Raw genomic sequence first — 13820 nt, 5'->3', positions numbered from 1 at the left:
TGGGAAAGGTGGCGAACAGCGCGGGGATCAAAATCAGCCCGCCGCCGCCGACGATGGAGTCGACAAAACCGGCAAACACGGAGGCAACAGAGACAATGAGCAATTCCATGACTGCATTGTCGATCCAATTGAAAAAGGCACCGGGGTTGCCGGTGCCTTGTTTCTGTTTGCTTTTTGACCCTTGCGGGCATGGTCTCCTGGGGCCTTTCACTTGGGTCAGCACATGTCTGACCCAGCGATGGTGCCAACTATATGCGCCAATCCGGTGCATTGCCATCAGGAATTACCCTAGGCCGCGTCATTTGGGTGCGGGACTCACAGGGCCGGGTCTGCTCAGGCTCCAGCGGCAATCCAGCGAGCCGCTTTTTCGGCCATCATCAGGGTGGGCGAATTGGTGTTGCCGCTGGTGATGATGGGCATGGCGCCGGCATCGACCACGCGCAAGCCCGCAATCACGCCGCCCGGCCCGCGCACCTGCAAGTGGGCGTCCAGCACCGCCAGCGGGTCTTCTGCCCGGCCCATTTTGGTGGTGCCCACCGGGTGAAAAATGGTGGTGGCAATGTCACCGGCCAGGCGGGCCAGGTCGTCGTCGCTCTGGTACTGCACGCCGGGCTTGAACTCCTGCGGCTGGTACCTGGCCAGCGCCGGCTGCGCCACGATGGTGCGCGTCAGCCGCAGCGAATCAGCCGCCACCTTGCGGTCCATTTCGGTGCTCAGGTAATTGGGCGCGATGGCGGGTGCCGCCGAAAAGTCAGGCGACTTGATCTGCACGCTGCCCCGGCTGCTGGGGTTCAGGTTGCAGACGCTGGCGGTGAAGGCCGGGAAACTGTGCAGCGGTTCACCAAAGGCCTCCAGGCTGAGCGGTTGGACGTGGTACTCGACATTGGGGTAGGGCTGGCTCGGGTCGCTGCGGGTGAAGGCGCCCAACTGGCTCGGCGCCATGCTCATCGGGCCGCTGCGATGCAACGCATATTCCAGTGCAATCTGCGCCTTGCCCCACAGCGAATTGGCTTGCGTGTTGAGGGTTTTGACGTCCTGCACCTTGTACACCGAACGAATCTGCAGATGGTCCTGCAGGTTGGCGCCAACGCCGGGTGCGTCATGCAGCACGGTGATGCCGTGTTGCCGCAACAGCGCGGCCGGGCCAATGCCGGAGAGCTGCAAGATCTGCGGCGAACCAATGCTGCCGGCGCTCAGAATCACTTCACCTGAAGTCTCGGCGGTGACCCTGCCGCTGGGCGTCTGCACCAGGGCGCCGGTGCAGCGCAACTGGCCATTGGCTTGCGCCTCGATGTTGAGCTTGACCACCTGGGCCGAAGTCCAGAGCGTGAAGTTGGCGCGATTGATGCAGGTCGGGCGCAAAAAGGCCTTGGCCGTGTTCCAGCGCCAGCCACTGCGCTGGTTGACCTCGAAATAGCCCACGCCTTCGTTGTCGCCCTGATTGAAGTCGTCGGTTGCCGGGATCCCGGCTTGCTGCGCGGCCTGGGCAAAGGCGTCGAGCACGTCCCAGCGCAGGCGCTGTTTCTCCACCCGCCATTCGCCACCCGCGCCATGAAACCGGGAGAACTGTTGCAGCGCGTCCGGGATATGACTGGCGGACACGCCATCGAGCCGGTAATGATTTTCATGGGCCATGAAGTCGGGCAGGCTGTTGCGCCAGCCCCAGCTCTCGTCACCGGTGAGCTGCGCCCATTGGTCGTAGTCGCGCGCCTGGCCGCGCATGTAAATCATGCCGTTGATGCTGCTGCAGCCACCCAGCACCTTGCCGCGCGGGTAGCGCAGGCGGCGCCCGTTCAGGCCGGCATCGGGCTCGGTCTGGTACAGCCAGTCGGTGCGCTCATTGCCAATGCAATACAGGTAACCCACCGGAATGTGAATCCAGTGGTAGTTGTCCGGGCGGCCCGCCTCGATCAGCAACACGCGTTTGGACGCATCACTGGAGAGGCGGTTGGCCAGCAGGCAACCGGCGGTGCCAGCGCCAATGATGATGTAGTCAAAGGGTAAGCTCATGGCGAATTACTTTCTTGTTGTCGTCGCAGAGCGACGTAGGCGCTGTCTCTGCTGGCATTTTGCCGCATGTCCCTGGCCAGGTCGAAAAAACAGTCGCCCCTTCAGTTGCCGTTACCATTCCGGACTCATCCTGTGACACCATGCCCGACACCGCACCCACACTGACCCTGCAAACCGCCCCTGACGGCGGCCGGCACGTCGTGCTGGCTGGCTGCTGGAGCGCAGCGCGTCTGGCCGAGCCGCTCAACTGGAGCGGCATCAGCCAGGGCCTGGCTGACGCCGCTGGCATGCGCGCCTTGAGTTGGGATTTGCGACCCCTCACCCGGCTCGACCATACCGGCGCACAACTGATGTGGAACAGCTGGGGTCACCAGTGGCCGGCGCAAGTGCAATGCCGACCTGGCCAGCGCGCCATGTTGGCGCGGGTGGCGCGCTTTACCGAACCTGTTGTCAAGCCGGCGCGCCGCACGGCATGGCAGCTTTTTTTGCGTCTGGGGGAGCAACTCTGGAAGCTGTGGGATCACCTCGTGGGGCTGCTGCTGCTGACGGGCCAGTTGCTGCTTGATGCTGTGGCGCTGCTGCGGGCTCCCAGGCGCGGGCCCTGGCGCGACGTCTCGGGTCACCTGTTCCGGATCGGGGCCCGGGCGCTGCCGGTGACTGCGCTGGTCGGTTTTACCATCGGGGTGGTGCTGGCCTACCTGATGTCGCGCCAGTTGCGCCTGTTTGGCGCCGACACCTTCATCGTCAACATTCTGGGCCTGTCGATCATTCGTGAGCTGGGCCCCATGCTGGCGGCCATCCTGATTGCCGGGCGTTCGGGTTCGGCCATCACGGCGCAAATTGGCGTGATGCGCGTCACCGAAGAGCTTGATGCCATGCGCGTCATGGGTATCCCCCGGGGCTACCGGCTGGTGCTGCCGCGCGCCATCGCGATGGCCATCGCCATGCCCCTCATCAGCGTCTGGACCACACTGGCCGCCCTGCTCGGTGGCATGCTGGCCGCCGACGTGGTGCTGGGGGTGACGCCCGCGTATTTTTTTGCCACCTTGCCGCGTGCCGTCGCCATCAGCAACCTGTGGCTGGCGGTGGGCAAGTCGGTGGTGTTTGGCTTGCTGATTGCGCTGATCGGTTGTCACTATGGCCTGCGCGTCAAGCCCAATACCGAGAGCCTGGGGCAGGGCACCACCGCCTCAGTGGTCACGGCCATCACGGTGGTGCTGCTGGTGGATGCGTTGTTTGCCGTGCTTTTCAAGAATGTCGGTCTATGAGCAAAGCCGTGGTCGAGATTGAAAAATTGTGGTCGGTGTTTCACGAGGCCGGGCGTCATGTCGTGATCCATCAGGACCTCGATCTGCGCATCGAGGCGGGCGAGCTGGTGTCGATTGTGGGCGGCTCCGGCAGTGGCAAAACCGTGTTGTTGCGCCAGATGCTGGGGCTGGCCGTGCCGGCGCGCGGCAGCGTGAAGGTGCTGGGCGAAGCCGCCGCCAGCATGGGACGCGAAGGCGCGGCCAGCCGGGTTGGCATGCTGTTTCAGCACGGCGCCCTGTTCTCGGCCTTCAGCGTGCTCGACAACATTGCCTTTGCCCTGCGCGAGCTCAAAACCCTGCCGCGCGACCTGATCTATGACGTGGCCATGGTCAAGTTGCGCATGGTCGGGCTGGACCCGTCTGCGGCCCACAAGATGCCCGCTGATCTGTCCGGCGGCATGGTCAAGCGGGCGGCCCTGGCGCGTGCCCTGATCATGGACCCGCCGCTGCTGCTGCTCGACGAGCCCACTGCCGGCCTGGACCCCGGCAGCGCCGACGAGTTTTGTGCACTGTTGCAGTCGCTGCACCAGGAGCTGGGCCTGACCGTGGTCATGGTCACCCACGACCTCGACACGCTGCTGGAGCTGAGCACCCGCATCGCCGTGGTGGCCGACCGGCACATTGTGGCCAGCGGCAGCGCGGCCGAGGTGATGGTGCAGCCGCACCCGTTCATCAAGGAATTTTTTCTGGGCGAGCGTGGCCGCCGTGCCAGCGCCCTGCTGGATGCGCCACTGCGCCCGCCGGCGAGCTTATTTGCCGATACAGAAACTTGAAAAAATCACGCCGAGCAAATCGTCGGACGTGAATTCACCGGTGATCTCACCCAGGGCGTTTTGCGCCAGCCGCAATTCCTCGGCCAGCAGATCCAGCGCCTGCGCTTGGGCTGCCAGGTGCATTTGGGCCGCCTGCAAGTGGTTTTGGGTCAGGTGCAAGGCCTGCACATGGCGTTCGCGGGCCATGAAAACGCCCTCAGAGCCCGATTGCCATCCCGCCACCTCGAGCAGTTTTTGGCGCAGCGCGTCGAGCCCCAGGCCGGTTTTGGCGGACAGGTGCAAACCCTCCGGCAAGTCGGCTGCAGCGGCGGCGTCCAGCTTGTTCCAGACCTCGATCACCGGCACCTGCCGGGGTACTTTTTTGGCAATGGTGTGCGCAATCGCGGCATCATCAGCGCGGTAGGCGGCTTGGTCGAAGCGCGTCAAATCGTGCAAAAACAGCACCGCATCGGCTTGCGCAATGGCTTCCCAGGCGTGCTCGATGCCAATTTTTTCTACCTCGTCATCGCTCTCGCGCAGCCCGGCGGTGTCAATCACATGCACCGGCACGCCCTCGACCTGGATGGTCTGCTGCACCTTGTCGCGGGTGGTGCCCGGAATGGCGGTCACGATGGCCAGCTCGGCGCCGGCCAGGGCATTGAGCAGCGACGATTTGCCGGCGTTGGGCTGGCCCGCAATCACCACCTTGATGCCTTCGCGCAGCAGCGCGCCCTGCTGTGCGCGGGCCTGGACTTTTGCAAGGCTGAGTTCCAGTCGGCTGAGCTGTCCCTGCGCATCTGCCTTTTGCAAAAAGTCGATTTCTTCTTCGGGGAAGTCGAGCGTGGCCTCGACCAGCATGCGCAAATGGATGAGGGCATCGCGCAGCTGGTGAATCTCCTGCGAAAAAGCGCCGGCCAGCGAACGGCTGGCGCTGCGTGCGGCGGCCTCGGTGCTGGCATCGATCAGGTCGGCAATGGCCTCGGCCTGCGCCAGATCGATCTTGTCATTAAGAAAAGCCCGCTCGGAAAATTCGCCCGGCAGCGCCACGCGCAGGTGCGCCAGGCGGGATGAACCGTTGGCGCCGTGCTCGGCCGCCGCCTGCAGGCAACGCGCCAGCAGCAATTGCAGCACCACCGGTCCGCCATGGGCTTGCAGTTCCAGCACCTCTTCGCCGGTGAAGGAATGCGGCGCGACAAAATAAAGGGCCAGGCCATGGTCGATGGGCTGGCCCGTGGCGTCCAGGAAAGCGGTGTAAGTGGCTTCGCGCGGTTTCAGGGGGCGTCCGCACAGCGCCAGCACCAGTTGCTGCAGGCCGCGACCGCTGACCCGCACCATGCCCACCGCGCCGCGACCCGGTGCCGTGGCAATGGCCACGATCGGGTCACTATGGCGTGGCAAGCTCACGTCAGGTCAGGCCGCAAGCTGCGTTAGAACTTGGGCAGGTGGAACTTGGGTGGCACGCCCATGCGGGTGTTGATCACCCACTGCTGGGCAATCGACAGCACGTTGTTGGTGATCCAGTACAGTACCAGGCCGGCCGGGAAGAAGAAGAACATCACGCTGAACGCCAGTGGCATGAACCACATCATCTTGGCCTGCATCGGGTCTGGCGGCGCCGGATTGAGCGATGTCTGCAGCACCGTGGTGAGCGTCATGACGATCGGCAAAATGTAAAACGGGTCGGGGCTTGAAAGGTCGTGAATCCAGCCCAGCCAGGGTGCGTTGCGCATCTCGACGCTGGCCAACAGCACCCAGTACAGCGCAATGAACACTGGAATCTGGACCATGATCGGGAAGCAGCCACCCATCGGGTTGACCTTTTCCTCGCGGTAAATGCGCATCATTTCCTGCTGCATCTGTTGCGGGTTGTCTTTCAGGCGTTCGCGCATTTCCATGATGCGCGGGTTGACCGCCTTCATCTTGGCCATGCTGGCATAGGCCTTGGCATTGAGCCAGTAAAAAGCAATTTTGAGCAACAAGACCAGTGCCATGATGGACCAACCCCAATTGCCGATCAAGCTGTGCAGCTTGTCGAGCAACCAGTACAGCGGTTTGGACAGCATAGTCAGCCAGCCATAGTCCTTGACCAGTTCCAGGCCGGGTGACAGGGCTTCAAGTACTTTTTCTTCCTGCGGGCCGGCATAAAGCGTGGTGGCAATCGTCTGGCGGGCGCCAGGGGCGATCGATTCCAACGGTGCAATCATGCCCACGGAATACAGATTGTTGTCAACCTTGCGCATGAACAGCTCGCGCTTGATGCCGTCGCCCAGCAGCCAGGCGCTGGTAAAGTAGTGCTGCACCATGGCCACGTAGCCGTTATCTGCCGACTTTTCAATGTCAACCTTGCCTTTTTCGATGTCGGAAAACTCGACCTTTTGGTACTTTTGGGCGTCGGTATAAACGGCCGGACCGGTAAAGGTGAAGTAGAACGACGATTCACCGGGTGGCTTGTTGCCGTCACGCACCAGTTGCAGATACAACTGGGGCGCCAGCGTGGTGCTGCCGACATTGACCACCTCGTGCTTGACCGCCACCACGTAGCTGCCGCGCGTCAGGGTGTAGGTCTTGATGAGCTGGAAGCCGCCCACTTCGGCCGATTCAAAGCGTAACTCCAGGTTTTGGCTGCCTTCCTTGAGGCTGCGCTCGCCTGGGGCCAGGGTCATCACCGACTTGTGGGTTGGCAGCGCTGGGCCGCCTGCGCCAGCAATCAGGCCCGACTGGGCCAGGTAGACACGGTCTTTGCTGTCGTCAAAAAGAATGAAGTTGCTGTTTTTGTCCGCCATGTCGGCGTGCTTGAGCATCTCGGCTTTGACCAGTGAACCACCCTCGGTGTCAAAAGTGAGTTTGTAGACATCGGTTTCAACCAGCACCAGCTCGCGCGCCGCGGCGGCTACCGTCGCGGGGGCCGCTACAGTCGGCACGGCACCGGCAATCTGGTCTGCGCCTGCGACGTTGCTGCTGGCGGCCGGGACACTGTTTGGCACGCTACCCGGGACGCTGGCGGCTCCTGTTGGACCCTGGGGCTGCACGACGGCAGGTTTGGAGCCAGGGAAAAAAGTGGGGTTGCGGCCGTTGTAAACCTGCCACTGATCCCACAACATGACCAGGGAAAAACCAAAAATCACCCACAAAATGGTGCGTCGGATATCGTTCATGAGGATTTCTTTTGAGTGGAAGAGGGAATCAACCGGGTAAACAAACGGGACGGGTTCTGGGCCGGCGGGACCGGATCAAGGCCGCCATCACACCAGGGATGGCAGCGCCCGATGCGATGCATCATGAGGTAGCTACCTTTGGCTGCGCCAAAGCGTTGCAGGGCCTGCAGCGCATAAACCGAGCAAGTGGGCTCAAAACGGCACGACGAACCCAGCCATGGGCTCAAAAAGAGCCGATAGCCCCTGATCAACAACATCAACAGCTTGGCCATCATGCGAGCGCCGGTGCCTGTGCACTGGTCCGAGCTTGCGTGGCGCGGTCCAGCAACTGGTGCAGCTCATTGCGCGCGGCCAGCTTGAGGGCGTCAGAGCTCGCGCTCGTGAACTGCACCCGGTCAAAGCCACTGCGCAGTCGAACCACATAGGCGGCTGCCGGTAGTTGCGCATGGTAAAGCTCGCTCACGGCGAAGATCTGGCGTTTCAAGGCGTTGCGTGTCACGGCACGTTTGGCCCAACGTTTGGGCACCATGGCGCCGAGCCAGACTGCGGGCACGTTAAACAATGGCTTGACGCCCAAGTCCACTTGATCAGCATTCAGCGCCACGGCGTGCAAAGCAAAATGCGGCGTTCGCGCCAGGGTAGACCCCGCCAGCACGGCTTGAAACTGGCGCCGACTTTTGAGTCTTTGCAAGGTGAGTCAAGCGTTGCCGCAGTTGTAGGCAGGCTGCGCCCGGCTTGAAATTAAACTGCCAGACGCTTGCGGCCTTTGGCGCGGCGTGCATTGATCACGGCACGACCGCCACGGGTTTTCATGCGCACCAAAAAGCCATGGGTACGGGCGCGACGAATCTTGGAGGGTTGGTAAGTGCGTTTCATTTTCGGAAATCCTAAGAAGCTCAGAGGCAGGCAGCCTCAATTTGATTGAATATGCCCAGCGGCATCAACGTTAATTTCACCCGAACAGTTCAGGGGAACCGCAGATTATCGCAAACTTTTCAAGCGATGGTAAATCACGGGAAGACCCGCAGTGTGGATAACTGTTTGATAAATTAGAATTGGCATCGTCAGAAATAATAAATATCCACAGAAATCAACCGCACAATGACAGAGGGACAACACCCCACACGCCAAGCCGCTGCAGAACCAAGCGGCGCAGATTTTTGGCAAGCCTGTATCGATCAACTGGCACAAGAACTCCCCGAGCAACAGTTCCAGACCTGGATCAAACCCTTGTCGGCCCAAGTCTCGGAAGACTTGAGCCGGGTCACTATTTTTGTTGCCAACCGCTTCAAGATGGACTGGATCCGGGCGCAATACAGCCATCGTCTGGCGCTGATCATGGAGCGCCTGACGGGTCAGCCCGTCCAGATCGAGCTGGCTCTGGCGGTACGGGACGCCGTGGTGCGCAAGCCGGAAGTGAAAGTGGCGAGCGCTGCCGCGGTGGTCGATACGCTCGCCGAGGCTGATCAGTTTCGCCCCGCTGAACCGCTGAAGAGCCGCCTCAACACAGCGCTGACGTTTGACGCCCTGGTCGAAGGCAGTGCCAACCGCATGGCGCGCGCGGCGGCCATGCACGTGGCCGGCATGCCCGGCCATTTGTACAACCCGCTGTTCATTTATGGCGGTGTGGGCCTGGGCAAAACCCACTTGATGCACGCTGTGGGCAATCAGTTGATGGCCGACCATCCCAGTGCCAAGGTGCTCTACATCCATGCCGAGCAATTTGTCACCGATGTGGTGAAAGCCTACCAGCGCAAGGCATTTGACGAGTTCAAGGAGCGTTACCACTCGCTCGACTTGTTGCTGATTGACGACGTGCAGTTTTTTGCCAACAAGGAACGCACACAAGAGGAATTTTTTAACGCCTTCGAGGCCTTGCTGGCCAAAAAATCGCACATTGTCATGACCAGCGACACCTATCCCAAGGGCCTGGCTGACATTCACGAGCGCCTGGTGTCGCGTTTTGACTCGGGTTTGACGGTGGCGATCGAGCCGCCCGAACTCGAAATGCGGGTCGCCATCCTGATCAACAAGGCGCAGGCCGAGGGCATTGTGATGCCCGAGGAAGTGGCCTTTTTCGTGGCCAAGAACGTGCGCTCCAACGTGCGCGAACTCGAAGGCGCCTTGCGCAAGATTCTGGCCTATTCGCGCTTCAACCAGAAAGAAATCTCGATTTTGCTGGCGCGCGAGGCGCTGCGCGACCTGCTGTCCATCCAGAACCGTCAAATCTCGGTGGAAAACATCCAGAAAACGGTGGCGGACTACTACAAAATCAAGATCGCCGACATGTATTCCAAGAAACGGCCGGCCAGCATTGCCCGGCCGCGCCAGATCGCCATGTACCTGGCCAAGGAGCTGACGCAAAAAAGTCTGCCCGAAATTGGAGAAATGTTTGGCGGACGTGACCACACCACGGTCTTGCATGCGGTGCGCAAGATCGGCACCGAGCGCCAGCAGGTGACAGAACTCAACCAGCAATTGCACGTGCTGGAACAAACCCTCAAAGGCTGAACTAATTAAAAGTTGAAGCAAATGAGTGGGAAAATAGCAGCTTTATCGCAAACCCGGCTGGGTCAATCGGGGTCCAGCCTGTTCACCATTGAACCCAAGAGGATGACATGATTGTTTTAAAAGCCACCCAGGGCAAGGTTTTGTCGGTTTTGCAGGCTGTCTCAGGTATTGTCGAGCGTCGCCATACCCTGCCCATTCTGGCCAATGTGCTGATTCGCAAAACGGGCGATGCCCTGCAGCTCACCACCAGCGACCTCGAAATCCAGATCCGCACGGCAGCCGAACTGGGCGGCGATACCGGCGACTTCACCACCACGGTGGGCGCCCGCAAATTGATCGACATCCTGCGCACCATGCCCTCCGATCAACTGGTGTCGCTTGAATCCAGCGCCGCCAAACTCATTTTGAAGGGTGGCAAAAGCAAGTTCACGCTGCAAACCATGCCAGCTGAAGACTTTCCGCTGGTGCAGGAGTCGGCCAGTTTTGGCCCGGCTTTCAGCGTGCCGCAAAAAACGCTCAAGGCCCTGCTGGGCCAGGTGTCGTTTGCCATGGCGGTGCACGACATTCGTTACTACCTCAATGGCATTTTGTTTGTGGCCGAAGGCAAGCAACTCAGCCTGGTGGCCACCGATGGCCACCGGCTGGCCTTTGCCAGTGCCACGCTCGACGTCGAAGTGCCCAAGCAAGAAGTTATTTTGCCGCGCAAGACGGTGCTGGAACTGCAGCGCCTGCTGTCGGATGCAGATGGCGCCATCGAGATGCAATTTGCCAACAACCAGGCCAAGTTCAGCTTTGACGGCATGGAATTCGTCACCAAACTGGTCGAGGGCAAGTTCCCCGACTACAACCGCGTGATTCCGCGCAACCACAAAAACAGCATCACCCTGGGCCGCAGCGCGCTGCTGGCCACCTTGCAGCGCACCGCCATCCTGACCAGCGAAAAGTTCAAGGGCGTGCGCCTGAACATCGACCCCGGCACCCTGCGCGTGGCGGCCAACAACGCCGAGCAGGAAGAAGCGGTTGACGAGCTCGACATCGACTACGGCGGTGACAGCATCGAAATCGGCTTCAATGTGACCTACCTCATCGATGCTCTCAGCAACATGTCGCAAGACATGGTGACGCTGGAACTCTCGGACGGCAACAGCTCGGCGCTGTTCACCATTCCCGACAACACCACATTCAAGTATGTGGTGATGCCGATGCGCATCTAAGCCGCTGCTGCCCTGTTCCTCTCAATCTCCACCGACTCTGCCATGACCGAAGAAAATACGCCCGCCCAAACCCCTGAAAACGCCGTTCACACGGGCGAAGGCACGGCGGACAGCTCCAACTTTCAGCCCACCATTGATGCCCACCAGGCGGGTGCTTCAGAGGCTTACGGCGAAGGTTCGATCCAGATCCTCGAAGGCCTGGAAGCCGTGCGCAAGCGCCCCGGCATGTACATTGGCGACACCAGTGACGGCACCGGCCTGCACCACTTGGTGTTCGAGGTGGTGGACAACTCGATCGACGAGTCGCTGGCGGGGCACTGCGACGACATCCTGGTCACCATCCACACCGACAACTCGGTGAGCGTGGTCGACAACGGCCGCGGCATTCCGACCGGCGTCAAGATGGACGACAAGCACGAGCCCAAGCGCAGTGCCGCAGAAATTGCTTTGACCGAACTCCACGCCGGCGGCAAGTTCAACCAGAACAGCTACAAGGTTTCGGGCGGCCTGCACGGCGTGGGCGTCAGCTGCGTCAACGCCCTGAGCAAAATGCTGCGTCTCACCGTGCGCCGCGACGGCAAGGTCCATGTGCTCGAATTCAGCAAGGGCTTTGTGCAAAACCGCCTGGTTGAAAGTGTCAATGGCATCGAGGTCTCGCCGATGCGGGTCACCGGCGAGACCGAGCGCCGCGGCACCGAAGTGCATTTTTTGCCGGACACCGACATCTTCAAGGAAAACAAAGATTTTCACTATGAAATCCTCAGCAAGCGCCTGCGCGAACTGAGCTTCTTGAACAACGGCGTGCGTATTCGCCTGAAGGACGAACGCAGCGGCAAGGAAGACGACTTTTCCGGCGCTGACGGCGTGCGCGGCTTTGTCAACTTCATCAACAAGGGCAAAACCGTCCTCAATCCCAACATCTTTCACGCCATGGGCGACCGCCAGAGCGACCAGGACACCAACATCGGCGTCGAAGTGGCGATGCAGTGGAACAGCGGCTACAACGAGCAGGTGCTGTGTTTTACCAACAACATCCCGCAGCGCGACGGCGGCACCCACCTCACCGGTCTGCGCGCGGCCATGACGCGAGTCATCAACAAATACATTGATGACACCGAGATCGCCAAAAAAGCCAAGGTCGAGGTGACCGGCGACGACATGCGCGAAGGCCTCACCTGCGTGCTGAGCGTCAAGGTGCCCGAGCCCAAGTTCAGCAGCCAGACCAAGGACAAGCTGGTGTCGAGCGAAGTGCGCGGCCCGGTCGAAGACATCGTGTCCAAACTGCTGTGGGACTACCTGCAGGAACGCCCGGCGGACGCCAAGATCATCGTCGGCAAGATCGTCGAGGCCGCCCGCGCCCGCGAAGCCGCCCGCAAGGCCCGTGACATGACGCGCCGCAAAGGCGTGCTCGACGGCATGGGCCTGCCCGGCAAACTGGCCGACTGTCAGGAAAAAGACCCGGCGCTGTGCGAAATCTACATCGTCGAGGGTGACTCCGCCGGTGGTTCTGCCAAGCAGGGTCGCGACCGCAAGTTCCAGGCAATTCTGCCCTTGCGCGGCAAGATTTTGAACGTGGAAAAAGCGCGCTACGAGAAGCTGCTCACCAGCAACGAAATCCTGACGCTCATCACCGCCCTGGGCACCGGCATCGGCAAGGCCGGCGGCAGCACCGGCAACGACGACTTCGACGTCGCCAAGCTGCGCTACCACCGCATCATCATCATGACCGACGCCGACGTTGACGGCGCCCACATCCGCACCCTGTTGCTCACCTTCTTCTACCGCCAGATGCCCGAACTGGTGGAGCGCGGCCACATCTACATCGCCCAGCCGCCGCTCTACAAGGTGAAGGCCGGCCGTGAAGAGCTGTACCTGCAGGGTGCCACCGACCTCGACAACTTCTTGCTGCGCATCGCGCTGATCCATGCCACGGTCTACACCGGTGGTGACAACAGCACGGCGCTAACCGGCGACGCGCTGACCGAGCTGGCGCGCAAGCACCAGACGGCACAAGCCGTGATTGCCCGGCTGGCGAACTTCCTGGACGTGTCCGCCCTGCGTGCCATTGCCGATGGCGTGGCGTTGAACCTCGACACGGTGGCCGACGCCGAAGCCTCGGCCATCGCCCTGCAAGCCCAATTGCCCGACGCCGAAGTGGCTGGCGAGTTTGACGTGCGCAGTGACAAGCCCATTTTGCGCATCAGCCGCCGCCTGCACGGCAACATCAAGAGCAGCGTGCTGACGCAAGACTTTGTCCATGGGGCCGACTATGCGGCCCTGAACGAAGTTGCCAAAACCTTCAGGGGCCTGCTCAGCGAGGGCGCCAGAGTCACGCGTGGCGAAGGCGAGCGCCAAAAGGAACAAAAGGTCAGCGACTTCCGCGAGGCCATGGCCTGGCTGATTGCGCAGGCCGAAGGCTCAACCAGCCGCCAGCGCTACAAAGGACTGGGCGAAATGAACCCCGAGCAGCTCTGGGAAACCACCATGGACCCGGCGGTGCGCATTTTGCTGCGGGTGCAGATTGACGACGCCATCGAAGCCGACAAGGTCTTCACCATGCTGATGGGCGACGAGGTCGAGCCGCGCCGCGAGTTCATCGAAACCAATGCGCTGCAGGCGGGGAATATCGATATTTGATTTTGTTGTAGGGGTGAGCAAAGATTTGCCGATTCGGAGGCAAAGATTTGCCGGGTTAGTTTGCCAAAGAGATAACAACGACTTTGCTAAGTAATTGTTTTTTAACAAGTTTTAGTCTCAACGGTCGTTGTTATCTTCGAGATTAAATAGCAAAGTCAAGTTACGACGACGCGATCAAGCGGGAGCCAACTGTCCAACTTCAGAAAGAACACCCCATCGTCTAGTGGTCTGCAT

Annotated in this window: 11 protein-coding genes and 1 pseudogene; 5 read left to right on the top strand and 7 right to left on the bottom strand. The window is 60.9% G+C overall.

The features are described from left to right. Both NDI87_RS12400 and NDI87_RS12395 read right to left on the bottom strand, forming a co-directional pair. Positions 1 to 109, bottom strand: a pseudogene (locus NDI87_RS12400) (sulfite exporter TauE/SafE family protein); the annotation flags it as partial. 224 nt (positions 110 to 333) lie between these two features. Continuing rightward, positions 334 to 2010 (bottom strand): GMC family oxidoreductase N-terminal domain-containing protein, encoded by a 1677-nt coding sequence (locus tag NDI87_RS12395; protein ID WP_296275577.1) that lies wholly within the window; start codon positions 2008 to 2010, stop codon positions 334 to 336. A 140-nt stretch (positions 2011 to 2150) separates the two neighbouring features. Here NDI87_RS12395 and NDI87_RS12390 point away from each other — a divergent pair, with 140 nt between their 5' ends. Then, complete coding sequence (locus tag NDI87_RS12390; RefSeq protein ID WP_296275576.1) at positions 2151 to 3278, top strand: ABC transporter permease; 1128 nt, start codon at positions 2151 to 2153, stop codon at positions 3276 to 3278. After that, entirely contained in the window at positions 3275 to 4090 is an 816-nt protein-coding gene (locus NDI87_RS12385; protein ID WP_296275575.1) for an ATP-binding cassette domain-containing protein, read from the top strand. Before NDI87_RS12390 ends, NDI87_RS12385 begins: the two co-directional genes overlap by 4 nt. On the opposite strand, the gene mnmE is transcribed toward NDI87_RS12385, so the two are convergent. The 5 genes from mnmE to rpmH are packed head-to-tail and all read right to left on the bottom strand — an operon-like array spanning position 4067 to position 8100. Next, a complete protein-coding gene (gene mnmE, locus NDI87_RS12380; RefSeq protein WP_296275574.1) occupies positions 4067 to 5473 on the bottom strand; it encodes a tRNA uridine-5-carboxymethylaminomethyl(34) synthesis GTPase MnmE in 1407 nt (468 codons plus the stop codon). The two genes, NDI87_RS12385 and mnmE, sit on opposite strands and share 24 nt — an antisense overlap. Before the next feature lie 23 nt (positions 5474 to 5496). Then, positions 5497 to 7224: a membrane protein insertase YidC gene (gene yidC, locus NDI87_RS12375; protein ID WP_296275573.1), complete on the bottom strand. Its 1728-nt coding sequence runs from the start codon at positions 7222 to 7224 to the stop codon at positions 5497 to 5499. Next, a complete protein-coding gene (yidD, locus tag NDI87_RS12370; RefSeq protein WP_296275572.1) occupies positions 7221 to 7499 on the bottom strand; it encodes a membrane protein insertion efficiency factor YidD in 279 nt (92 codons plus the stop codon). Before yidD ends, yidC begins: the two co-directional genes overlap by 4 nt. After that, on the bottom strand, positions 7496 to 7915 hold the full coding sequence (rnpA, locus tag NDI87_RS12365; protein ID WP_296275571.1) for a ribonuclease P protein component: 420 nt from the start codon (positions 7913 to 7915) through the stop codon (positions 7496 to 7498). The genes yidD and rnpA overlap by 4 nt, the downstream gene beginning before the upstream one ends. 50 nt (positions 7916 to 7965) lie before the next feature. Then, positions 7966 to 8100: a 50S ribosomal protein L34 gene (gene rpmH / locus NDI87_RS12360; protein WP_006299042.1), complete on the bottom strand. Its 135-nt coding sequence runs from the start codon at positions 8098 to 8100 to the stop codon at positions 7966 to 7968. A 225-nt stretch (positions 8101 to 8325) separates the two neighbouring features. Here rpmH and dnaA point away from each other — a divergent pair, with 225 nt between their 5' ends. From dnaA to gyrB, 3 genes are all read left to right on the top strand, one after another. Further along, positions 8326 to 9735, top strand: coding sequence for a chromosomal replication initiator protein DnaA (dnaA, locus tag NDI87_RS12355; RefSeq protein ID WP_296275570.1), 1410 nt, complete (start codon positions 8326 to 8328; stop codon positions 9733 to 9735). A gap of 107 nt (positions 9736 to 9842) precedes the next feature. Further along, positions 9843 to 10949 carry a DNA polymerase III subunit beta gene (gene dnaN / locus NDI87_RS12350; protein ID WP_296275569.1) on the top strand — a complete coding sequence of 369 codons (1107 nt, stop codon included), beginning with the start codon at positions 9843 to 9845 and terminating at the stop codon, positions 10947 to 10949. A 42-nt stretch (positions 10950 to 10991) separates the two neighbouring features. Next, on the top strand, positions 10992 to 13586 hold the full coding sequence (gene gyrB, locus NDI87_RS12345; RefSeq protein WP_296275568.1) for a DNA topoisomerase (ATP-hydrolyzing) subunit B: 2595 nt from the start codon (positions 10992 to 10994) through the stop codon (positions 13584 to 13586). Positions 13587 to 13820 lie beyond the last annotated feature (234 nt).

Source organism: Rhodoferax sp., assembly GCF_023701345.1.
Classification (GTDB): Bacteria; Pseudomonadota; Gammaproteobacteria; order Burkholderiales; family Burkholderiaceae_C; genus Rhodoferax.
The sequence above is the reverse complement of the archived record's forward strand: the minus strand, read 5'-3'. Positions and strand labels throughout refer to the sequence as shown.

What these genes read in the sequence shown, in the direction of transcription:
- yidD (WP_296275572.1), bottom strand. Translation starts at nt 7,499, where the DNA reads ATGATGGCCAAGCTGTTGATGTTGTTGATCAGGGGCTATCGGCTCTTT.
- dnaA (WP_296275570.1), top strand. Translation starts at nt 8,326, where the DNA reads ATGACAGAGGGACAACACCCCACACGCCAAGCCGCTGCAGAACCAAGC.
- NDI87_RS12395 (WP_296275577.1), bottom strand. Translation starts at nt 2,010, where the DNA reads ATGAGCTTACCCTTTGACTACATCATCATTGGCGCTGGCACCGCCGGT.
- NDI87_RS12390 (WP_296275576.1), top strand. Translation starts at nt 2,151, where the DNA reads ATGCCCGACACCGCACCCACACTGACCCTGCAAACCGCCCCTGACGGC.
- gyrB (WP_296275568.1), top strand. Translation starts at nt 10,992, where the DNA reads ATGACCGAAGAAAATACGCCCGCCCAAACCCCTGAAAACGCCGTTCAC.
- rpmH (WP_006299042.1), bottom strand. Translation starts at nt 8,100, where the DNA reads ATGAAACGCACTTACCAACCCTCCAAGATTCGTCGCGCCCGTACCCAT.
- yidC (WP_296275573.1), bottom strand. Translation starts at nt 7,224, where the DNA reads ATGAACGATATCCGACGCACCATTTTGTGGGTGATTTTTGGTTTTTCC.
- NDI87_RS12385 (WP_296275575.1), top strand. Translation starts at nt 3,275, where the DNA reads ATGAGCAAAGCCGTGGTCGAGATTGAAAAATTGTGGTCGGTGTTTCAC.
- dnaN (WP_296275569.1), top strand. Translation starts at nt 9,843, where the DNA reads ATGATTGTTTTAAAAGCCACCCAGGGCAAGGTTTTGTCGGTTTTGCAG.